Source organism: Micromonospora sp. TSRI0369 (assembly GCF_001905625.1).
GTDB lineage: Bacteria > Actinomycetota > Actinomycetes > Mycobacteriales > Micromonosporaceae > Micromonospora > Micromonospora echinospora_A.
Window position 1 is genome coordinate 34,792 of the sequence record NZ_LIVU01000013.1, and the last position, 21,771, is coordinate 56,562.

Sequence of the window (21,771 nt, forward strand, 5' to 3'; positions counted from 1 at the left end):
ACGCCGCGGTTGTCGTGTCAGGCGTGCGCGTGCAGCGGCTTGCCGGCCAGGGCCAGGTGCGCCTCGCCCAGAGCCTCGTTCTGCGTCGGGTGGGCGTGCACGAGCTGCGCCACCTCGGCCGGGTACGCCTCCCAGTTGTAGATGAGCTGCGCCTCGCCGATCAGCTCACCGACCCGGGCGCCGACCATGTGCACGCCGACCACCGGGCCGTCGTCCACCCGGACCAGCTTCACGTGGCCCGCGGTCTTGAGGATCTGGCTCTTGCCGTTGCCGCCCAGGTTGTAGTTGTACGTCTTGATCTTGTCGGCGCCGTACTGCTCCTTGGCCTTCGCCTCGGTCAGGCCGACCGAGGCCAGCTCCGGGTCGCAGTAGGTCACGCGCGGGATGCCGGCCTCGTCGATCACGGCCGGGCTCTTGCCGGCGATCTCCTCGGCGACGAAGATGCCCTGCTGGAAGCCGCGGTGCGCGAGCTGCAGGCCGGGCACGATGTCGCCGACCGCGTAGACGTTCGGCACGCTGGTGCGCAGCCGCTCGTCGGTCAGCACGTAGCCGCGGTCCATCTTGACGCCCTGCTCCTCGTAGCCGAGGCCGGCGGTGTTCGGGCCACGGCCCACGGCGACCAGCAGCAGCTCGGCCTCGACCGTGTCGCCGCCCTGAATGGTCAGCTTCACGCCCTTGTCGGTCTTCTCGACCTTCTCGAACGGCTTGCCGACCTTGAAGTTGATCTTCCGCTTGCGGAACGCCCGCTCCAGGGCCTTCGACGACTCCTCGTCCTCGGCGGCGACCAGGCGGGGCAGCGCCTCGACGATGGTCACGTCCACGCCGAAGGACTTCCAGACGCTCGCGAACTCGACGCCGATCACGCCGCCGCCGAGCACGATCGCCGAGGACGGCACCCGGTCCAGGGTCAGGGCGTGGTCGCTGGTGATGATCCGCTCGCCGTCGACGTCCAGGCCGGGCAGGCTCTTCGCGTACGAGCCGGAGGCCAGCACGACGTTACGGCCGGTGTAGCGCTTGCCGTCGACCTCGACGACGTTCTTGCCGACCAGCTTGCCGGCGCCCGCCACGAAGGTGATCTTCTTGCTGCTGCCGACCAGGCCCTGCAGGCCCTTGTACAGGCGGGAGATCACGCCGTCCTTGTACGAGTTGACCGCCTTCATGTCGATGCCCACCAGCTCGGCCTTCACGCCGAACTGCTCGGACTCGCGGGTCTGGTCGGCGATCTCGGCGGCGTGCAGCAGCGCCTTGGTCGGGATGCACCCGTTGTGCAGGCAGGTCCCGCCCAGCTTGCTCTTCTCGATGAGGGCGACGGAGAGGTCCAGCTGGGCGGCACGCAGCGCCGCCGCGTAGCCGCCGCTACCACCTCCGAGGATGACGATGTCGAAGGTCGTGTCGTTCGGCTCGCTCACATCCAACTCCCAGGTCGCGTCACTGCATCGGGGGTTACGGCGGAGTAACAGGCACACCCCACCTCGGTCATCTTGTCACCACCACGGACCGGGCGCGTACCGAGGTGCCCAACGACACGTCGGTGACACGTACCCTTGGCACCGTCCACGATGACGGCGCTGGGGGAGGAGTGGATTCGGTGGGGTTGTTCCGACGACGAAAGCGGGCCGCCCCGGCGAGCCGCGACCGTGCCGCCGACCGCGCCGATCTGGACCACTTGGAGAACTTCGTCCGGACCCGTAAGGGCGTCGAGGCGTACATCGAACCCCGCACGACGGTCACCGAGACCACGATCATGCTGATCGCCGACGACGGCGAGTGGACCCGGCGGCGTGTGGGCGGGCCGGACGAGGCCCGCCGCTGGGCGCACCGGATCGCCATTCCGATCTACGACGTGCGGCTGATGGGGTACCCGCAGCGCATGCGCGACTACAACGAGCGCCGCAAGCGCCGTCCCGAGCTGTTCTGAGCTACCTGAACCCAGGTGTTAAAAAGGGCCCCTTCTACAACGCCAGGCGTTAAGAAGGGGCCCTTCCTTACACGTCAGCCGTTGGTGGCGACGTCCTCGACGAGGTGCAGCAGCGTACGCACCGGCACGCCGGTGCCGCCCTTGGTCCAGTAGCCGGTCGCCTCACCCGAGTGGTAGCCCGGGCCGGCGATGTCGATGTGCGCCCACGCCACGTCGTCGGTGACGAACTCGCGCAGGAACACGCCGCCCTGGAGCATGTGCCCGGCCCGGTCCATCCCGGCGTTGACCTGCGAGATGTCCGCGACGTCCGACTCCATGCCCTTGCGCACGTCGTCCGGCAGCGGCATCGGCCAGGCCGGCTCGCCGGTCTCGTCACCTGCTACCCGCACCCGCTCGCACAGCTCGGGGGTGCCCATCACACCGGCGATCCGCTTGCCCAGCGCGATCACCTGCCCACCGGTCAGCGTCGAGGTCTCGAACAGGTAGTCCGCGCCGTCCGCGCAGGCCCGCGCCATCGCGTCGGCCAGCACCATCCGGCCCTCGGCGTCGGTGTTGAGCACCTCCACCTTCTTGCCGTTGAACATGCTGATCACGTCGCCGGGACGGTAGCTGGTGCCCGACGGCATGTTCTCCGCCATCGGCAGGTAGCCGGTGACGGTGACCGACGGCTTGAGCGCCGCGACCGCCAGCATGGCCGCGCCGACCGCCGCCGCGCCGGCCATGTCCGACTTCATCTCCCACATGCCCTGCGCCGGCTTGATCGAGATGCCGCCGGTGTCGAACGTGATGCCCTTGCCGACCAGCGCGACCCGCTTGCCGTTGCCGCCGCCTGCGGGCGTGTAGGTGATCTTCACCAGCCGGGGCGGGGCCTCGGAGCCCTGGCCGACGGCGAGGATGCCGCCGTAGCCGCCGGCCTTCAGCGCCGCCTCGTCCAGCACCTCGACCTCCAGCCCGGCCTCGCGGGCGGCGGCGGAGACGACGTCGGCGAACGCCGGGGGACGCAGCTCGTTCGGCGCGGTGTTCACCCAGTCCCGGCTGGTCCGCACCGCGCCGGCCACCGCCTGCGCCCGGGCGACCTCGGCCTGCGCGGTCGCGTCGGCCGCGTCCGGCACCGCCACCAGCACCTCGGCCACCGGCTCGCGCCGGGCCGGCTGCGGCTTGGTCTTGTAGCCGGCGAACCGGTAGCCGCCCAGCAGCGCGCCCTCGGCGACCGCGCGCAGCGCGGCCGGGGCGTCGGCGTCGTCGGGCAGCGGCAGGGCGAGGGCGACGCGCGGGGCGCCGGCCAGCGCTCGTACGGCCGCGCCGGCGGCCCGGCGCAGCGACTCCGGAGCCGGGGCGGCGCCCGAGGGCTCCGGACCGAGCCCGACGGCGACGACCAGCGGCGCGGTCACCGTGCCCAGCGTGGCCAGCTTGATCACCTCGCCCGGGCCACCTGTCGCGCCGAGCAGAGCCAGCGTCTCGGTCAGCTTTCCGTCGAACGCGGCGGCGATGCTCTCCGCGCCGCTGGCCAGCAGCAGGGCGTGGGCGGGTGCACCGCTGCCCGGCTCGGTGGTCTGGCTGTGCACGCCGATCACGATCGCGTCGACGGCGAGTTCGGCGGGGTCGGTGTCGACCAGGCTGAGGGTGGTGCGGGGCGATGTCACGAAAGCTACTCCGGGCGGGCCGGGCCGGTCGCGTCGTCGCGTACCGGCGATGAAGGTCTCTCCGGCGGCAACCTACCCGCCGGGAGGCGTGGCTGTCCCGCCGATGCGCGCCGACGGGATCCCGCCGATGCTAACCACAGTCGTCGCGGCCGGTAAGTTGCCACCCATGACCGAGGTGACCTCCGACGCCGCCGAGACCCGGCTGCGCCGTTCCCCGCTGCACGAGCGGCACACCGCGCTCGGCGCGAAGTTCGCCCCCTTCGGCGGCTGGCAGATGCCGCTGGAGTACGCCGGTGGCGGCGTGCTCAAGGAGCACACGGCCGTCCGCGAGGGCGTCGGCGTGTTCGACGTCTCGCACCTGGGCAAGATCCGGGTCACCGGGCCCGGCGCGGCGGACTTCGTCAACGCCTGCCTCACCAACGACCTCGGCCGGATCGCCCCCGGCCAGGCGCAGTACACGCTCTGCTGCGACGACGCCACCGGCGGCGTGGTGGACGACATCATCGCCTACCTGCACGCCGACGACCACGTCTTCCTGATCCCCAACGCGGCCAACACCGCCGAGGTCGCCCGGCGGCTGCGCGCCGCCGCGCCCGCCGGCGTCACCGTCACCGACGAGCACGAGGCGTACGCGGTGCTCGCGGTCCAGGGCCCGCGCTCGGCGGACCTGCTCGGCGCGCTCGGCCTGCCCACCGGGCACGACTACATGAGCTTCTCCACCGCCACGCTGGCCGGGGTGGAACTGACCGTGTGCCGCACCGGCTACACCGGCGAGCTGGGCTACGAGCTGGTCGTGGCGTCCGAGCACGCGGTCGCCGTCTGGGACGCGCTCTTCGCCGCGGCCGACGACGTACGCGCCTGCGGCCTGGCCGCCCGGGACACGCTGCGCACCGAGATGGGGTACCCGCTGCACGGGCAGGACCTCTCCCCGGAGATCACCCCGGTGCAGGGCCGCTCCGGCTGGGCGGTGGGCTGGGACAAGCCGGCGTTCTGGGGCCGCGACGCGCTGCGCGCCGAGAAGGCCGCCGGCCCGGCCCGTACGCTGCGCGGCCTCACCGCCGTCGACCGGGCCATCCCGCGCCCCGGCATGGCCGTGTACGCGGGCGACAAGCAGGTCGGCACCGTCACCAGCGGCACGTTCAGCCCGACGCTCAAGCACGGCATCGCGCTGGCGCTGGTCGACACCGACCCGAAGCTGCCCGACGGCGAGGAGCTGGAGGTGGACATCCGCGGCCGTCGTGCCCGGATGCGCCTGACCAGGCCGCCGTTCGTCCAGCCCTCGGTGCGCTGAGCCGCGCGGGTCAGTCCTCGCCGCGCTCCCCGGCGTCGAGGACTGCCTGTGTCCAACCGCCCTCCAGCACGCCGGTGCCGTCCAGCACCGCCCAGTCGACCACGTCCGACGCCTCCACCACCACGGGCGATCCGATCCGTACGTTCGGGTCGGTGTTGGCGTCGCTGGCGCTGGCCGCGACGATCCGTTCCGGCGTGTCCCACGAGGTCACCCCGGCCCAGACGTACTCGGGCCCGTCGTCGCCGGGCAGCCCGTACTTGACCACCAGCTGGCTCTCCTCGGGCAGCCGCCCGGCCAGGAAGCGGGCCCGGATGTCGCCGAGCGCGGCGCGGGCGGTCTCCACCGCGCGGCTCATCGCGTCACCGGTGCGGGTGTAGCGCACGTCCGGCTGGATGCCGTTGAACAGCGTCGCGCAGGCGGCGGCGAAGTAGCGGCCGGGCGGCCCCGGATGCCCGGGCGGCGGGTTCAGGCTCAGGAACGAGTCGGCGTCCGGGTCGGTGGCCGGGTCCAGCTCCAGCCGCAGCAGCACCGGCGCGGTCGCGCCGTGCTGCTCCGGATTGCCGTACGCCACCGCGATGTCGTGCCCGGTCACCGTGGCCAGCACCGGCAGCTGCACGAACGCCGGCACCTCCTCGCCGGCCAGCCCGTCGGTCCAGTCCCGCAGCAACCGCCGGGCCGCGCCGGTCATCACCGCGCCCCACGCCCGGGTCAGGTGGTCCGGCACGCCCTGGGCCTGCAACTCCAGCAGCCCGAACCGGCGCAGCCCCTTCGTGGTGAACCAGAGCCCGTCGGAGTCCGACGAGTAGGGCACCAGCACCCAGTCGACGAGCCGGATCCGGCCCTGCTCGTCCGGCAGCGAGCGCAGCGCCGCCGCCGGGTCGAGGAACTGGAGCCCGAAGACGTCCACCACGTCCCCGCCGACCGTCTCGGCGACCGCGGCCGCCACCGCGCGGGCGGCCCACTCGTGCGCGGGCGGCCAGCCCGGCCGGTACTCGGCCTGCACCACCACCAGATGGGTGGCGGCGGCGAGCCGGGCCAGCTGCTCCTCGGTGGCGCCGAACGCGGTGAGCAGGTCCGGCGGCAGCTCGGGGAACTCGTCGACGGTACGGGTGTCCACGGTCATCAGCGGACTGTCGAGCATCTGCCGGGCCAGCCCGTGCACCGGCTCGGCGAGCCGGCCGGCCAGCCCCTCCACGGCGGTCTTCGGGCTCACCTTCGGCAGCCCGGTGATCGGCACCAGATAGGTCGCGTCGAGCGACTCGGGCACCGGTACCGGCAGGAAGTCGTCCGTGATGAGCATGCCGTCCCCCTCGACCGCGCCGGTGCACTCGCCCCGAACGCTACCCGCCCGGGCCGGTGGCGTTCAGCCGGTCAGCACCAGTCCCAGGTAGGACAGCGTGGTGACGATCTCCACGAGCGCCCCGAGCACGTCGCCGGTGATGCCGCCGAAGCGGCGTACCAGGTGCCGGAGCAGCCCCGCCGCGACGGCGAGCGCGCCGAGCACGGCGAGCGGCCCCTGCCACGGACGGTCCGGCGCCGCGGGCACGGCCGCCAGCGCGACGGCGACCGCGCCGAGCGCCAGCGCGCCCCACCCGACCGTGCCGGCCACGAGCGCGCCCAGGCCCTCCGGCCGCGCGGCCGGCACGCCGCGCCGGCAGGCCAGGCCGACGGCGAGCCGCCCGGCCGCGGTAGCGGCGACCACGGCGGCGAACGCGGCCAGGGCGTCCCGTCCGGCCAGCTCCGCGAGCACCGCGCTCTGGAGCAGGAGTACGACCACCAGCGCGACCACCCCGAACGGGCCGACGTCCGGCTGCTTCATGATCTCCAGCGCGGCCGGACCACGCCGGTACGAGCCGAGCGCGTCCACGGTGTCGGCCAGCCCGTCCAGGTGCAGCCCCCGGGTGAGCAGCGCGCCCAGCCCGACCGTGACCACTGCGGCGACGAGCGGTGGCGCGAGCGCGCCGGTGAGCAGCAGCGCCCCGCCGAGTACGGCGCCGAGCAGCGCGCCGACCAGCGGGGCGAGCGCCATCGCGGTGCCGGCGGCGGCCCGGTCGACCCGGCCGGCGCGTACCGGGAGGGTGGTGAACGTGGTGAGCGCCAGCCGGATGCCGTCGGCGAGCCGCGCCTCAGTCGGCACGTCGGCCGGGGGAGACCGGCTCGTCGGACCCGATCGTGGTCGGTCCCGGCCCGGCCGGCTCCGGCTCGGCGAAGTCCGGCTCGTCGTCGGTACGGCCGGCGTCGCTGTCGTCGCCAGTGCCGCTGTCGCTGGTGCCGCCGGCGTCGCTGTCGTCGCCGCCGAGTGACGGGTGCACCGGCAGCGTGGCGGCGAGCGTCAGCGCGGAGCGCAGCAGCGGCAGTGCGGCCAGCGCGGTCGCCCCCTCGCCCAGGTCGAGCCGCAGGTCCACCAGCGGCGTCAGGCCGAGCACGTCGGCGGCGAGCCGCACGCCCGGACGGCCGCCGTGGTCGGGCAGCAGGCACCAGTGCCGGGCCTGGCCGGCCAGGTCCCGGCTGACCATCGCGGCGGCGGTGCCGACCGGACCGTCCAGCAGCACCGGCACCTTACGGGCGGTGGCGCCCAGCAGGACGCCGGTGGCCAGCGCGATGTCGCCGCCGCCCAGCTCGGCCAGGATGTCCTTGGCCTCGCGGGTCGAGCGGCGGGTGCGGTGCAGCGCGTCCCGTACCGCCGCGCAGCGGACCATCCAGGCGGCGTCGTCGATCTCGCCCTGCTCGGTGATCACCCGGCCGAGCACGGTGGGCGGCTCCGCGCCCGCGGTGGCCGCGAGCACCGCCGCGGCGGCGGCCTCGGCGCCCGCACCGCACGCGGCGAGCACCAGCAACTGCACCCCCGCGTCGGCGGCCTGCTCGGCGAGCCGCCAGCCGTAGCGCAGCGCCGCCTCGACCTCGTCGCCGGGCAGGGCCGGGCCGTCCTCGATCGGCGCCGACGTGGGCGCCTCGACGATTTGCAGATCGGCGCGGTTCTCGGCGGCCAGCCGGGCCAGCGCGCCCCGGCCGGCGCGGGCCTGCCGGGCCCGGCGGGCCGACTCACCGGCCGGTGCGCCGGCCGACACGCCGCCTTCGTGGTCACCCTGGATGAGCAGTACGCGCACCGAGTCCCACGGACGCGGCATCGAGGTGCCCTGGGTGGCGGCCGCGAAGCCGACCACCTGCTCCAGCACGCCGAGACCGGCGCCGGGCAGGTCGAGCGTGGCGAGCCGGTCGACCGCCTGCGGACCGGTGTAGTCGTCCGGCATCGGCAGTTCCATGCCCGGCTGGATCACCAGGCCGGTGGCGATCATCGGCAGCGCCATGGTGGGGGCGGCCCAGTCACCCGTACCGGGCGCTTCCGGCGTGGCCGGTGCCGGCACCGGGGCGGCGGCCGGGGTGAGCACCTCGGGCAGCGTCACGTCCCCGGCGCCGAGGTCGGCCGGTACGGCCTGAGCCGGCGCGGTCCGGTTCGCGGCGGCTCCGGTCGGCGCGGCCTGGTCCGGCGCGGGCCGGGGTGCCGTGGCCCAGGATGTCGCGACCTGGGGTGCCGCGTCGCGGCTCGGCTCGGCCTCGGGCGACGTGGCGGCGGGCGGCACGGCGTGGGCGGGGGCCGGAGCGGCCGGCTTGAGCCACGTGGTCTGACCGGCGACCACCAGCGCGACCGCGTCGCAGGCGTCGGCGACCGCGCGGTTGGCGGCGCCGAGCGCGTCAGTGAACGCCCGGCCGAGCGGCGTGGTGGGCACCAGGGACAGGCCCACCTCGGGGCTGACCAGCACCAGCCGGGCGGTGCTGGAGCGCACCGCCGCGGCCAGCTCGGCGATCGTGGCGGTGTCGTCGGCCGGCTGGTGGGCCGGGTCGAGCAGCACCGTCACCCAGCCGCCCAGGTCGTCCACGAGCAGCGTCTCGTTCGGCCCGGCGGCGGCGATCACCTCGACCAGTCGGCCCGGGTCCGCGGCCGTCTCCTCGGTGGTCCAGCTCCCCGGCCGGCGGGCGCGGTGCGTCGCGAGGCGGGCCGCCCACTCGGTGTCCTCGGGATCCCCGGCCGGGGCGGTCGCCACGTACCGGACCGTGGGCGCGTCGGCGACCAGCGACTCGGCGATCTCGGACTTGCCGGAGCGGATACCGCCGAGCACCAGGAGGGTGTGCCACCCGTCAACGGACATGCCCCGTACCTTAGATGCCGGCGCCCGGGCGGGGCAGTGAGAGGTGGCTCATCGCGGTCGGCGCTCGGGGGCCTCGAAGCGATAGTCGTTGGGATTCACGTCAACCGGCTTCGGATCCTCCTGCCAGGCTCCCTCGCCGGGGCGGGCGAGGAGCGCGTCGAGCAGCTCCTCCCGGTCCATCTCGTGGGCCGCCTCGATGCCGCCGCGTACCGCCATCGCCCGTACCTCCTCGGTGTCCATCTCCCGCAACGGCCGCATGGTGTCCTCCCTCGCTGACGACGTCCGGCGTGGATACCCCGCTGGTGACGGCCGAACCTTGCGGGCACCCGCGCGTCGGCCCGCGCCGGTCGAGGGGTGAAGCGTCGTGGGCGGGCGACTAGGCTTGCGGAGGTTTGGCGTCCTGCGGGACGACGGCGGCGAGGGGAGACGCGGCATGGCGTGGAGCTGGCGGTACGAGGGCACGAACGGCGACGCGGTCGACGGACCGGGTGAGTCGTTCACGAGCCAGGCGGACGCCGAGTCGTGGATCGGCCAGACCTGGCGGGAGCTCGCGGCATCCGGCGTCACCACAGTCGTGCTGGTCGAGGACGACCGGGTGGACTACCGGATGAGCCTGCAACCCCCGGCCGAATGACCGGCTACGACCGCCCGGGCGAGCCGCTGGTCCTCGGCGTGCCCCGGGCGGCGTTCCGGCCGAGCCCCATCTTCCTGGCCCTGGTCGCGCTCTTCGTCGCCAGCGGGGTGATGGCCTGGAACCGGTACGGCAACGTCCGGTTCGACGTGTTCCTCTTCGTGGTCTCCGGCTGGCTGGTCTCACTCTGCCTGCACGAGTACGCCCACGCCGTGGTCGCGTACCGGGCCGGTGACCGGGACATCGCCCACCGGGGCTACCTGACGCTCAACCCGCTGAAGTACACCAGCCCGCTGCTGTCGATCGTGCTGCCGGTGGTCGTGGTGCTGCTCGGCGGCATCGGCCTGCCCGGCGGCGCGGTCTGGGTGGACCGGCACGCCATCCCCGGCCGGCTGCGGCACACGCTCGTCAGCCTCGCCGGGCCGGCCACCAACGTGCTGTTCACGCTGGTGCTGGTGGCAGCGGTGGCGTGGGGTCCCGAGCTGGGCGGGCCGCTGGAGTTCTGGGCGGGCGTCGGGCTGCTCGCGTTCCTCCAGCTCACCGCCAGCGTGCTCAACCTGCTGCCGGTGCCGGGCCTGGACGGCGGCAACATGCTCCAGCCCTGGCTCAGCCCTGCCTACCGGCGGATGTACGACCTGTTCGCCCCGTACGGCTTCATCCTGCTCTTCGCGCTGCTGTGGAGCCCGCAGATCAACCGGGCGTTCTTCGGTGCCGTGTTCGCCGTCGGCGACGCCCTCGGGCTCCCGCGGGAGCTGTACCAGATCGGGTTCGCCCTGATCCGCTTCTGGCAGGGCTGAGCGCGGGCCGTGCGTCCCCGGGCCGGCGGTCGCGCCGGCCCGGGGAGGGGCGTCACGGACGCTGCGCCGGGCTCTCGGTCTTCGCCGGGTCCCGCTCGGTGACCGGCTCGACGATCTCGTCGATCGCCTTGAGCAGGTCGGCGTCGAGCTTCACGCCCGCCGCCTTCACGTTGTCGTTCACCTGCTCGGGCCGGGACGCGCCGACGATCGCCGAGGCGACGTTCGGGTTCTGCAGCACCCAGGCGACGGCGAGCTGCGGCATGGTCAGCCCGGCCTGCTCGGCCAGCGGCTTGAGCCGCTGCACCCGGGTGAGCACGTCGTCGTTCAGGAACCGCGCGATGAAGTTCGCGCCGGACTTCTCGTCGGTGGCGCGGGAGCCGGCGGGCGGCGGCTGGCCCGGCAGGTACTTGCCGGACAGCACGCCCTGCGCCATCGGCGACCAGACGATCTGACCGATGCCCAGCTCCTCGCTGGCCGGGATCACCTCGGTCTCGATGACCCGCCACAGCATCGAGTACTGCGGCTGGTTGGAGATCAGCGGGATGCGCAGCTCGCGGGCGAGCGCGTGCGCCTCGCGCAGCTGCGACGCCTTCCACTCGGAGACGCCGATGTAGTGCGCCTTGCCGGAGCGCACGACGTCGGCGAAGGCCTCCATCGTCTCCTCCAGCGGAGTGCTGTAGTCGTAGCGGTGGGCCTGGTAGAGGTCGACGTGGTCGGTCTGCAGGCGACGCAGCGAGCCGTCGATCGACTCCATGATGTGCTTGCGGGACAGGCCCCGGTCGTTGCGGCCCGGCCCGGTCGGCCAGTAGACCTTGGTGAAGATCTCCAGCCCTTCGCGGCGCTCACCCTTGAGCGCCCGCCCGAGCACCGACTCGGCCCGGGTGCCGGCGTACACGTCGGCGGTGTCGAACGTGGTGATGCCGCTGTCGAGGGCGGCGCGGACGCACGCGAGCGCGGCGTCCTCCTCGACCTGCGAGCCGTGGGTGATCCAGTTGCCGTACGAGATCTCGCTGACCATCAGGCCGGAGCGGCCCAGGTGACGGAATTCCATGGCCCGACCCTAGTCCTGGCCGGTCGTCCCCGCCGTGCGGCTCACCCCGGCAGCAGCGCGTCCCGCATCCGGGCGCCGAGCCACTCCCGGAAGCTCTCCTCCGTCCACCCGCACCGCTGCACCAACGCCGCGTAGTGCGCAGGGTCGTTGTAGAACCACAGCGTGTCGACCGCGCGTCCGGCGCCCGCGCCCGCCCGTAGCGGACCGTCCAGGGTGAGCAGGTGGTCGACCACCATGGTGGCGCCCGCGCGACGGTTGCGCAGCAGCGTCTCCCACAGCTCGGCCACCTCGGGCGCCTCGTCCGCCGCGCGACGCACCGCCTCGAACGCGCCGGCTGCGCGGTGACCGATCAACGAGCAGACCCCGGCGTACGCGTCGAGCACCGCACCCTGGTCGGTCGCCTCCCAGACCGGCTGGAACCACGGGCGACGCGCCACCGGCACCGGCTCGTCGTCACCGGCGAGCGCCTCGTCGAGCACCTGGTGCAGCAGCGCGGCCTTGGAGCCGAACGCGGCGAACACGGTGGGCCGGGCGACGCCGGCCGCAGCGGCCACGTCGGCCAGCGACGTCGCCGCGTAGCCGCGGGTGACGAACAGGTGGGTCGCCGCCCGCACGACCGCCTGCCGGGTACGCCGCGCGTTCTCCTCGCGCACCGTCGAGCGGTAGGGGCGGGTCGCCTTGCCGTCCTTGACTCCAGCCATGACCTCGCGATACTAACAACGTATTCAGCAGACTGCTGACTATCGAATATTGCTCTGTTCATCGAAATCGGGAGGCCGTCATGTCCATCCGCCCCTACCTGCTCGGGCCCCATGACGGCGAGGCGTACTGGTTCCTCGGCAACCTGTGCACCCTGAAGGCCGGCGGCCGGCACACCAGGGACCGGCTCACCGTCGCCGAGTTCGTGAACCCGCCCGGCTTCGCCCCGCCGCTGCACCGCCACCAGGTCGAGGACGAGATGTTCTACCTGCTCTCCGGCACCGCCCGGTTCCTCTGCGACGGCGACACGCTCACCGCCGGGCCCGGTGACTTCGTCCTGCTGCCGGTCGGGCTCGCGCACACCTTCGTGGTCGGCCCGGACGAGCCGTTGCGCGCGCTCCAGATCACCACCCCGGCCGGGTTCGAGCGGTTCGCCGCCGAGGCGGGCGTACCGGCGCCCGAACGCCGGCTGCCCGACCCCGCCCCGATCGACCCGGCCGCGCTCGGGCACGCCGCCGCCCGCAACGGCATCGAACTGCTGGGCCCCCCGCCGTCGGCGTGAGGCGCGGGTCAGAGCACCGGGCTGGCGTCGGCGAGCAGCCGGTCGATCTCCGCGACCACCGCCGCGTGGCCGGGGTGCACCGGGTCGATGAGCGGCTCGCCGCGCCGGTCCAGCGCGCCCCACCGGCCCGACTCCGTGGCGACCAGGAACGCCACCGGATGCACCACCACGGTCGGGTACGCCGGCGTGACCACCACCCGGCCGCCCCGGTCCACCACGCCCCGGCGACCGGCCAGCTCGACCACTGCCAGGCCGTCGGCGGTGAACCCGTCCACCCTCCGTCCGTCGGCCAGCGGCGTACCGAGACCGTGGTACCGGGTCGGCACCACCACCTCGCCGGTGAGGTCCACCGCGCCCCAGCCGCCGTTCTGCCGTACCGCAGCCAGGCCGCTGCGGAACGGCCTGACCTCCTCGTACCCGGGCGGGATCCGCACGATGTTCATCCGGTCGACGGCCATCCAGCGGCCCTTGCCGTCCATCGACACCCAGGACAGCCCTTCGGAGAAGGCGCCCACCGCCCGGTAGCCGTTGTTCGCCTCGATCAGCGCCACGCCGGACGTGTCGATCAGCGCCCAGCGCGACGCCTCCGGACGGCGTACCCAGGCCAGCCCTTCGTGGAACGGCTGCGCCTCGGCGTACCGGTGCGCGATCACCATCTCGCCGTCGGCGTTCGCGTACCCCCAGAGCTGCTGCTCCTCGTCGAACGTCGCCACCGGGAGACGCGGGGCGCCGAGCACCTCCTCGGGCCGGCGCGGCACGGGACCGAAACCGTCGGCGGCGGCCCGCTCCGCGACCGCGTCCAGCGCCACCTCGACGCGCGCGTTCATCGGCGCGTCCTCGCCGTGGCGCAGGTCCAGCGCCCGCTCGAAGTGCAGGCACGCCTCGGTCAGCCGGCCCTGGTCGTAGCAGCTCCGTCCGGCGTGCTCGTGCAGCAGCGCGCGCAGCGGGTCCGGCAGCTCCGGCGAGTTCGCCTCGGCGAAGAGCCGGTCGGCCTCCGCGTGGTCACCCCGCCACCGCAGCGCCTCGGCCAGACGGGCGCGGGCCAGCGCGGTACGCCGTAGCTCACCTGTCGATTCCGCGTACGTGACGGCCAGCCGCGCGTCCCCGAGCGCGTCGTCCAGGTCGCCGAGGATCCGCGACGCCACCGCCCGCAGGCTCAGCAGCCGGGCCCGGCCACGGTTGTCCAGTGTGGTGTCGAGCTTGCCGGTCAGGCCGTCCCGGATCAGCCGCAGCTGCGCCGGATCGGGCGCCTCCTCGCGCAGCGTACGCGGATCCAGCCGCCAGCCGACCGCGGCGAGGGCCTGCTCCGGGTCCGCCGGGGGCGGCGGCGGTGCCGCCGGTTCGGCGTCCGGTTCTTGTGTACGGGGAGTCGCCGCGTCGGTCGGCTCGGGTGGTGTGGGCTCGCGGTCGTGGTCCGGGTCGACGGCTGCGGCGTCGGTGTGGGCTGCGGGCTCGCCGTCGGTCGAGGGTTCGGCGGGCGCGGGGTCCGGGTCACCGGTCGAGTCGGTCGGCGTGGTCTCGTTGGCGGAGTCGTCGCCCGGCCCGGCGGAAGGCGTGTCGGCGGGCTCCTGTTGCGGCGCTGTGATGTCGGTGTGGTCGGTGTCGGCGGGCTCCGGCGGCGCGGTGTGATCACTGCCGGCCTCGGTGTCGGCGGGCTCCGGCTGCGAGGTTGTGATGACGGTGCGCTCGGCGGCGGCGCGGGTGCCGGCGGGCTCCGGTTGCGCGGCTGGGAGGTCGGTGCGGTCACTGTGGACCGGGGTGCCGACCGGCTGCGGCGCGGTGGCCCTGTCCTCGATATGAGCGGACCCGTGCGGGTCGTCGGTTGCCGTCGGTTCCCCACCGATGGCCTCTGATGCCGCTGCGCCCTGCGCGGCTACGGCGTCGACGAAGGGAGTGGTGCCGGTCGGCGCGGAATCCGATGCGGGCGCGGTCGCGCCGGGTGCCGCCGCCACAGTGACCGGCGGTTCGGCGTCGGTGACCGGCCCGCCGCTTCCGGTGTCGGCGGACATGCGATTGCCCGCGTTCTCGCCGCCGGAGGCGGGCCCGGCCGGCGTGTCCAGGCGTCCGGCCGCCGGGTCGGTGGTCGTTCCTCGCTCCGCCGGTGTGCCACCGGCTGGCACGTCGGCGGCGCTTGTGGATTCACTGGTGCTGGTGCTGGTGCTGGTGCTGGTGCTGGTGCTGGTGCTGGTGCTGGTGGCGGCCGGTGTGTCGTTGCTGGTTGCGGCGTCGGTTTTTGTGGTGACGCCCGTCCCGGGCAGCGTCGGTGTGGTGCCCACCCCGCCCGCACCCACCCCGGAGGCACGGCCCGGCATCGCGGCAGCGTCTCCCGCGGCCGCCCCTGGGCGCGGCGTCGCCGGCTCAGCCCGGTCCGCCGAAGATCTTGGTACGAAATGGCCCCCAGGGGGGCCGAAATCTTCCAAGATCTCCGGCGGTTTCGGGGCGGCGGCGGGGGTGGTGGGCTGGCTGGGGCGGAACCATGCCTCGGGGCCGGAATCCGTGGCGGGGGAGGACGGAGTCGTCGTTCCCGCATGGGGGTGCTCGGCTCGCTCCGACGGCTCGTGGGTCCGGTCGGTGGCCGGACCGGTTGCCGTCCGCCCTGTCCCGGGCGTGGGCTGGGGGCTGACGGTGGCGTCGGGCCGGTTGGGCTCAGTGGCCGACGTGGACGGAGCGCTCAGCTCGGACTCGCGACGACCAGCGTCCGCACCCGGCGTGGCTCCGGCGTCCGGTCCAGCCTCGGGCTGGCCGGTGGCGGCGGGCTCGGCGGCGGGGCGGGGCGCGATCGGGGCGGGGTGCTCCACCGAGTCGGCGGGCCTGGCCCCGGGTCCCTGCTCGACCGGCCTGGCCGGCGTGGGTACGGCTGGCCTGTCGGCGGTCTGCTGTGCGGGCCCGGAACCCGGGTAAGCGGGTGGTGCCGGGCGAGCCGTCGCGGCCTGGGCCGGGTTCACCTGGTCGGTAGAAGGCGAGCCGGGACGCTCGCCGGTCCGGTCCTGCGGTGGCGTGGGCCGAGTCGCCCTCTCGCTGCGGCCTGTTGCTCCCGCGCCACCCGGACCCTGTGCTCCGGGAGCGGACGCGCCAAAAGTGGACGCTCCCGACGTGGACGCGCTGGTCGTGGGTGCGCCGGACTTGGGCGCGCCGGACGTGGGAGCGCCAGGCGCGGGTGCGTCGGAAGCGGGGGCGTCGAACGTGAGTGCTCCAGGCGCGGGTGCGCCAGAAGCGGGGGCGCCGGACGTGGGCGCGCCGGACGCGGGCGCTCCGGATGTGGGTGCGCTGGTAGCGGACGCGCCGGACGCGGGCGCTCCGGATGTGGGTACGCCCGAAGCGGGCGTACGGGAAATGGGCGCGTCGGAAGGCGACGCGGCGGGGGCGACCGCGCCGGAAGCGGGAGTGCCCGCGGCGGGCACGCCGGCCTGCGGCTCTGGAGATGCCGGACGCGGGGTGTCGCCGGTCCGAGGCGTGGCCGGGCCTTCCCCGGAACGGCCGGGCGCGGCCGGCGGCGGAACTGGATCAGGGCGTCCCGGGGCGACCCGGGGACGGTCGTCGGGGCGGGTGTGTGCGGCCGGTTCGACAGGTCCCGTCTCCCGGCCGTCGGCGACTCGGGGCGGCGGGTGACCGGCCGGCCGCACCGGCCACTGCGCCGGCGGCGTCGACCTGCGCTCGTCCGGCGGGGCCGGCCTGCGTGCATCCTGCGACGACCGACGGTCGTCCGGCTGCGCGGGACTCCGGTCGGGCGATCCGGGCCGGGGGGCGTCCGGCCGCGTCGGCCACTGCGGGGCAGGGGCCTCGGGGCGGGCGGCAGCGTCGGGCTGCGACCGACCGGGCTCGGGGCGGGGCATGGCGGTGGGCGGCCGGGTGGCGGAGGGCTGGGAGTGCGTCTCGTCGCGGTGACCGGCGAGGTCGGACTGATTGCCCGGACCGGTCGGCCGGGTGCCTCGCGAGCCTGGGCGGACGGAACTGCCCTGCTCCGGGTGGCGTGCGTCGGGGCGGGCGGCGTCGGACGGCGGCATCGGGTACCGCTGCGGCGCCGGCCGTTCCTCCTGCGGGCGCTGCCGTTCGTCCGGCCGGCGCGTGTCCGGCTCGGGACGGGACCTCGGCTCGATGATCGGCCACTCGCCCTGGTGCGGGCGGGACCGGTCAGCCGGCGGGCGCTGACCCTGCCACCGCTGGTCGGCGGCGGGACGCGGTGCGCCATACCGGTCGGGCTCGGTCTGCGGATGCCCGTTCTCGGGCGCGCGGCGCTGGGTCTCCGGGTACGCGGCGGCCTCCCGGCCCGGCGCACGGCCATCCGCGAAGGGGCGGCCGTCCGTCGGCGAGCGGTGATCTGCCGGGGCGCGGCCGTCCACCGGCTCACGCCGCTCCGCCGGGGGACGCCTGCTCGGGTCACGCCAGCCGTCACCGTCGGTGCCGCGCCAACCGTCCCGGCCCGGCTGGCCCCACCCGGCCGCGCCCCGCTCCAGCGGCGACACGGCGTCGTCGCGCCGATCGGCCGGACGCCCGGCGCCGTGGTCGCGCCGCCCGTCGAACGGCGGCTCCCGGCGCTCGTCCGGGAAGCGGTCACGGCGTCCGTCGGGCATGGACTCGCGGCGCCCGGCGGGGGAGTGGTCCCGCCGCGCGTCGGACGCCGAGCCCCACCGCTGTTCCGACGCGGCAGGCGGGCCCTCGACCGGGGCGCGGCGTCCGTCGGCCTGGTGCGGGCGGTCGGCCCGGCGCTCGGCATGGTCCGGGAACTCGTTCGGCTCCGGCATCCAGCCCGGCTGGGACGGCCGGCGCGGTGCGGCCTCGGGACGTACCCAGCGTTGGTCGAGCCGCTGGTCGGGCGGCGTGGGCGGGCCGGGGTGCCGATCCTCCGGCCAGGGCCGCCGCCCGTCCGTGGGGTGCCCGCGACGATCGTCCGGAGGGCTGCCGGCGGGGCGCTGGCCGCCGTGACCCGCGGGCCCGACCGGGTACGCCCCGCGGGAAGCGGCCGGACCGGCCGGGCCGCCACCGCGTGGACCGCCGGACCCCGCCGGCTCGACCCCGCGCGGACCGGCGGGACGGGTCGGATACGTGCCGTGTGGACCGGCCGGGTGCGCGTCGCGTGGGCCGGCCGGACTGACGGGGTACGCGTCGCGCGGACCCGCGGGACTCACCGGATCGGCCCTGCGGGGCCCGGCCGGGCTGATCGGATGCGCGTCGCGTGGACCCGCCGGGCCGGCGGGGTGCGGGCCGTGCGGACCCGCCGGGCTGACCGGGTGCGCGTCGCGGGGGCCCGCCGGGCGGGCCGGGTGCCCGCTCCCGCCGTGCGCCGCACGGCCCGGCCGGGGACCGGCGGGACTGACCGGGTACGCGTCGCCGGACGCGGGGCTGACCGGATGGAACCCGGCGGGACTGACCGGGTGCGCGCCCGCGGGGCTGACCGGATACGGATCGGCGTCGGGCGCCGGACTGACCGGATGGAACCCGGCCGGACTGACCGGGTTCGCGCCGGCCGGGCTGACCGGGTACGGGTCGGCGTCGGGCGTGGGGCTGACCGGGCGTACCTCGGCGCGGCCGACCACGGCGCGGCGGCGCGGCGTCAGGTTCTCGATGCCGATGTCACCGGGGTAGCGCTGCCCGGGGAACTGCGGCTGCCATTCGTGGGTGGGCTCGGCGGCCCAGGCCGGTTCGGCCGGCTCGCGCCAGCTGCCCCAGCCACTCATCGGCAACCCCTCCCGCCGCTCGCGCGGGACGGCCCCGGGGCCGGCTCGCGTCGCTCGCTCACGGCGGTGTCACCTCATTGGAAATTCTCGCGCTGGGGCGCCGGACGTGCCGGTACAGTCGCCCGGTCCAGCACGTCGTGGCTGCGGAAGGAGGGTAACGGCGTGGGCTCGGTCACCGCCACTGTGGCACCACCCACCGGCGCACACGTTACCCCATGGTTTCGGACATTCGGCGCGATCGCGGCGGCGGGGTTCCGGCGGCACGCGACCTACCGTCAGGCCGCCGTGGCGGGGTTGTGCACCAACACCGTGTTCGGCTTTCTGCGCTGCTACATCTTCCTCGCCGCGACCGGCGCGGCAGGCACTGTGGCCGGGTACGACCGGGCGCAGCTCGCCACGTTCGTCTGGGCCGGTCAGGGGCTGCTGGCGGTGATCGCCATCTGGGGCTGGACCGATCTGGCCGACCGGATCCGCACCGGCGAGGTGGCCGCCGACCTGCTGCGGCCGGTGCATCCGGTGACCAGTTACCTCGCCACCGACCTGGGCCGGGCCGGGTTCGCGGCGCTGGCCCGGCTGGTGCCGCCGCTGGTGATCGGGCCGTTCTTCTTCGCCGTGTACGTGCCCCGGCACTGGGCCACGGTGCCGCTGTTCCTGCTCTCCGCGCTGCTCGCGGTGGTGGTCTGCTTCGGCTGCCGCTATCTGGTCAACGCCACCGCGTACTGGTTGCAGGACGTCCGGGGCCCGATGATCCTGTGGACGCTCGGCTCGGGCGTGCTGGCCGGGCTCTACTTCCCGCTCGGGTTCCTGCCGGGTCCGCTGGAGGCGGTCCTGCGGTACGCCACCCCGTTCCCGAGCATCCTCCAGGTGCCGCTGGACGTGCTCGTGGAGCGGGAGCCGATGTCCACCGGTCTCGCCCTGGTCGGGATGCAGGCCGGCTGGGTGGTGGTGCTGCTGGCGCTGTGCCGGCTGATCCAGCGCCGCGCCGAGCGCCGCCTGGTGGTGCAGGGTGGCTGAGGGCGGTGGCGCGCTGCGGGCGTACCGGGCGCTGCTCGGCGTGCAGGCGCGCTCGCAGGCGGCGTACCGCACCTCGTTCGTGGTGGACCTGGTCGGCAACGTGGGCGCGACGGTGTTCGACGTGGTCACTGTCCTGGTGATCTTCGGCGTGACGCGGGAGCTGGGCGGCTTCACGCTGCGCGAGACGCTCGTCGTGGTCGGCCTGTCGTCGTGCGGCTTCGCCACCGCCGACCTGCTGGTCGGCAACATCGAACGGCTTCCCCGGTACGTGCGCACCGGCCTGCTCGACGCCGTGCTGGTCCGCCCGCTCGGCGCGCTGCCGCAGCTGCTGCTGATGGACCTGCCGCTGCGCAAGCTGTCCCGGGCCGTGTTCGGGCTCGCCGTGCTGCTGTTCGCGCTCGGCTCGGCAGGGATCGACTGGACACCGGGCCGGGTGGCGCTGGCAGTCGTCGCGCCGCTGGCCGCCGTGGTCTTCTTCGCCTCGGTCTTCGTGCTGACCGCCACCGTGTCGTTCTACTGGGTCGACTCCGGCGAGCTGGCCAACTCGGTCACCTACGGCGGGCGTGACTTCACCTCGTACCCGGTCACCGTGTACGGCGGCTGGTTCCGCGCGCTGTTCGCGTACGGGATGGGGTTCGCCTTCGTCAGCTACCACCCGGCGCTGGCGTTGCTGGGCCGCGCCGATCCGCTCGGCCTGCCGCCCTGGGCGGGCTGGGCCGCGCCGGGCGTCGCGGTGGTCGCGGCGTCGTTGGCCGCCCTGGCCTGGCGCGTCGGGGTCCGCCACTACCGGAGTACGGGGTCATGAGCGTCATCGAGATGGACGGGCTGCGCAAGGAGTTCACGGTCCGGGTCCGGGCCGGGCGGTTGCGGCGGGAGAAGCGGACGGTGACCGCCGTCGACGGGGTCGACCTGCGGGTGGAGCGCGGCGAGATGCTCGGCTACATCGGCCCGAACGGCGCCGGGAAGTCGACAACGCTGAAGATGCTCACCGGCGTGCTGACGCCGTCGTCGGGCCGGGCGCGGGTGTGCGGGCTGCGCCCGGTGGCGGACCGGACGCGCCTGGCGCTGCGCATCGGCGTGGTGTTCGGGCAGCGCTCGCAGCTCTGGTGGGACCTGCCGCTGCGGGACTCGTTCGACCTGCTGCGGCACGTCTACCGGGTGCCGGCCGGCGAGCACGCGGCCCGGCTGGCCCGCTGCCGGGACCTGCTCGACCTGGACGCGTTCCTGGACACGCCGGTCCGGCAGCTCTCGCTCGGTCAGCGGATGCGCGGCGAGCTGACCGCGGCGTTGCTGCACGGCCCGGAGGTGCTGTTCCTGGACGAGCCGACGATCGGCCTGGACGTGGTGAGCAAGCAGGCGGTGCGCGGTTTCCTGGCCGAGCTGGGCCGGGCCGGCGACACCACGCTCGTGCTCACCACCCACGACCTGGCCGACATCGAGCGGCTGTGCCGGCGGCTCGTGGTGATCGACCACGGGCGGGTGGTGCACGACGGGTCGATCGCCGAGCTGCACCGCCGGTACGGCTCACGCCGGATGGTGGTCGCCGAGCTGGACGCGGCGCTGCCCGAGCCGCCGGTGCTGCCCGGCGCGCCGGTGCAGCGGGTGGAGGCGGACGGGCGGCGGCTGGTCTTCGCACTGGAACGGGCGACCGTCGCCGAGGTGGTGTCCGGGCTGGCCGGCGTGGCCACGCTGCGGGACATCTCGATCGTGGAGCCCGACATCGAGGAGGTCGTGGCCCGGCTCTACCGGGCGCCGGCCGCGGTCACGGGTGCTCCATGACGAGTACGGCGAACGTGCCGGGGGCCAGCGCCTCGTACCGGTGCGGGGTGTCACCGGGGAACGTGGCGTAGTCGCCGGGGCCCAGCTCGACCGGGTCGGTCTCGGGACCGACGCGCATCCGGCCGGCGGCCACGACGACGTGTTCGACGCTGCGCGGGGTGTGCGCCTCGGCGAGGCGTACCGCCCCGGGTTCCAGCTCCATCACGTAGACGTCCCGCCGGACGTGCGGTGACCCGGCGGCGAGCAGCGTGGCGGAGAAGTCGGCGTGCTCGGACCGGATCCGGGGGCCCTCGCCGGCCCGGACCACCCGGACGGCGGCGACCGGCGGTTCGACCAGGCGGCTGAACGGCACGTCCAGCGCCACGCCGAGCGCCCAGAGCGTCTCCACGCTGGGGTTTCCGGAGCCCGACTCCAGTTGGGACAGCGTGGACTTGGCGATGCCGGCGCGGCGGGCCAGCTCGGTGAGCGACAGGCCTGCCCGTTCGCGCTCGCGGCGCAGCGCTGCCGCGATGGTGGCGAGTGGGGGAGCGGGGTCGATCGCCATGTGTTCGCTCCAACGGTCG

18 protein-coding genes are annotated in these 21,771 nt (G+C 74.8%); 8 read left to right on the plus strand and 10 right to left on the minus strand.

The window, feature by feature from the left end:
- Positions 1-17: 17 nt before the first annotated feature.
- Positions 18-1,409: a dihydrolipoyl dehydrogenase gene (lpdA, locus tag AMK25_RS28550; RefSeq protein ID WP_043329337.1), complete on the minus strand. Its 1,392-nt coding sequence runs from the start codon at positions 1,407-1,409 to the stop codon at positions 18-20.
- A 179-nt stretch (positions 1,410-1,588) separates the two neighbouring features.
- On the opposite strand from lpdA, the gene AMK25_RS28555 reads away from it, so the two are divergent.
- Positions 1,589-1,918 carry a hypothetical protein gene (locus AMK25_RS28555; RefSeq protein ID WP_013287729.1) on the plus strand — a complete coding sequence of 110 codons (330 nt, stop codon included), beginning with the start codon at positions 1,589-1,591 and terminating at the stop codon, positions 1,916-1,918.
- Between the two features lie 74 nt (positions 1,919-1,992).
- On the opposite strand, the gene AMK25_RS28560 is transcribed toward AMK25_RS28555, so the two are convergent.
- The gene (locus AMK25_RS28560; protein ID WP_073831469.1) at positions 1,993-3,561 is read right to left on the minus strand and encodes a leucyl aminopeptidase; all 1,569 of its coding nucleotides are present in this window, start codon (positions 3,559-3,561) and stop codon (positions 1,993-1,995) included.
- Between the two features lie 166 nt (positions 3,562-3,727).
- On the opposite strand from AMK25_RS28560, the gene gcvT reads away from it, so the two are divergent.
- Complete coding sequence (gene gcvT, locus AMK25_RS28565) at positions 3,728-4,852, plus strand: glycine cleavage system aminomethyltransferase GcvT (RefSeq protein ID WP_073831470.1); 1,125 nt, start codon at positions 3,728-3,730, stop codon at positions 4,850-4,852.
- 10 nt (positions 4,853-4,862) lie between these two features.
- Here gcvT and AMK25_RS28570 read toward each other — a convergent pair whose 3' ends face one another.
- The 4 genes from AMK25_RS28570 to AMK25_RS28585 form a co-directional block, all read right to left on the minus strand.
- On the minus strand, positions 4,863-6,152 hold the full coding sequence (locus tag AMK25_RS28570; RefSeq protein ID WP_073831471.1) for a DUF2314 domain-containing protein: 1,290 nt from the start codon (positions 6,150-6,152) through the stop codon (positions 4,863-4,865).
- Between the two features lie 63 nt (positions 6,153-6,215).
- A complete protein-coding gene (gene cobS / locus AMK25_RS28575) occupies positions 6,216-6,989 on the minus strand; it encodes an adenosylcobinamide-GDP ribazoletransferase (RefSeq protein ID WP_073831472.1) in 774 nt (257 codons plus the stop codon).
- Positions 6,979-9,000 (minus strand): bifunctional adenosylcobinamide kinase/adenosylcobinamide-phosphate guanylyltransferase, encoded by a 2,022-nt coding sequence (locus AMK25_RS28580; RefSeq protein WP_073831473.1) that lies wholly within the window; start codon positions 8,998-9,000, stop codon positions 6,979-6,981. Before AMK25_RS28580 ends, cobS begins: the two co-directional genes overlap by 11 nt.
- 48 nt (positions 9,001-9,048) lie before the next feature.
- Positions 9,049-9,258 (minus strand): hypothetical protein, encoded by a 210-nt coding sequence (locus tag AMK25_RS28585; RefSeq protein ID WP_030500114.1) that lies wholly within the window; start codon positions 9,256-9,258, stop codon positions 9,049-9,051.
- A 175-nt stretch (positions 9,259-9,433) separates the two neighbouring features.
- Between AMK25_RS28585 and AMK25_RS28590 the strand changes: the two genes are divergently transcribed.
- Positions 9,434-9,634, plus strand: coding sequence for a hypothetical protein (locus AMK25_RS28590; protein ID WP_073831474.1), 201 nt, complete (start codon positions 9,434-9,436; stop codon positions 9,632-9,634).
- On the plus strand, positions 9,631-10,428 hold the full coding sequence (locus AMK25_RS28595) for a site-2 protease family protein (RefSeq protein WP_073831475.1): 798 nt from the start codon (positions 9,631-9,633) through the stop codon (positions 10,426-10,428). Before AMK25_RS28590 ends, AMK25_RS28595 begins: the two co-directional genes overlap by 4 nt.
- A gap of 52 nt (positions 10,429-10,480) precedes the next feature.
- On the opposite strand, the gene AMK25_RS28600 is transcribed toward AMK25_RS28595, so the two are convergent.
- Both AMK25_RS28600 and AMK25_RS28605 read right to left on the minus strand, forming a co-directional pair.
- Positions 10,481-11,479 (minus strand): aldo/keto reductase family protein, encoded by a 999-nt coding sequence (locus AMK25_RS28600; protein ID WP_073831476.1) that lies wholly within the window; start codon positions 11,477-11,479, stop codon positions 10,481-10,483.
- Positions 11,480-11,520: 41 nt separating this feature from the next.
- Positions 11,521-12,180, minus strand: coding sequence for a TetR/AcrR family transcriptional regulator (locus tag AMK25_RS28605; protein ID WP_073831477.1), 660 nt, complete (start codon positions 12,178-12,180; stop codon positions 11,521-11,523).
- Positions 12,181-12,260: 80 nt separating this feature from the next.
- Between AMK25_RS28605 and AMK25_RS28610 the strand changes: the two genes are divergently transcribed.
- The gene (locus AMK25_RS28610) at positions 12,261-12,740 is read left to right on the plus strand and encodes a cupin domain-containing protein (RefSeq protein ID WP_073831478.1); all 480 of its coding nucleotides are present in this window, start codon (positions 12,261-12,263) and stop codon (positions 12,738-12,740) included.
- Between the two features lie 8 nt (positions 12,741-12,748).
- Here AMK25_RS28610 and AMK25_RS28615 read toward each other — a convergent pair whose 3' ends face one another.
- Positions 12,749-15,052 (minus strand): WG repeat-containing protein, encoded by a 2,304-nt coding sequence (locus tag AMK25_RS28615; protein ID WP_083664846.1) that lies wholly within the window; start codon positions 15,050-15,052, stop codon positions 12,749-12,751.
- A gap of 3,525 nt (positions 15,053-18,577) precedes the next feature.
- On the opposite strand from AMK25_RS28615, the gene AMK25_RS28620 reads away from it, so the two are divergent.
- From AMK25_RS28620 to AMK25_RS28630, 3 genes are read left to right on the plus strand one after another with little or no spacing between them, the layout of a single operon-like run.
- Positions 18,578-19,429, plus strand: a complete 852-nt coding sequence (locus AMK25_RS28620; RefSeq protein ID WP_073831547.1) for an ABC transporter permease — start codon at positions 18,578-18,580, stop codon at positions 19,427-19,429.
- A complete protein-coding gene (locus AMK25_RS28625; protein WP_073831479.1) occupies positions 19,422-20,234 on the plus strand; it encodes an ABC transporter permease in 813 nt (270 codons plus the stop codon). The genes AMK25_RS28620 and AMK25_RS28625 overlap by 8 nt, the downstream gene beginning before the upstream one ends.
- Positions 20,231-21,208 carry an ABC transporter ATP-binding protein gene (locus AMK25_RS28630; RefSeq protein ID WP_073831480.1) on the plus strand — a complete coding sequence of 326 codons (978 nt, stop codon included), beginning with the start codon at positions 20,231-20,233 and terminating at the stop codon, positions 21,206-21,208. Before AMK25_RS28625 ends, AMK25_RS28630 begins: the two co-directional genes overlap by 4 nt.
- Here AMK25_RS28630 and AMK25_RS28635 read toward each other — a convergent pair.
- Positions 21,192-21,752 carry a helix-turn-helix domain-containing protein gene (locus AMK25_RS28635; RefSeq protein WP_073831481.1) on the minus strand — a complete coding sequence of 187 codons (561 nt, stop codon included), beginning with the start codon at positions 21,750-21,752 and terminating at the stop codon, positions 21,192-21,194. The genes AMK25_RS28630 and AMK25_RS28635 overlap by 17 nt on opposite strands.
- Between the last annotated feature and the right edge of the window lie 19 nt (positions 21,753-21,771).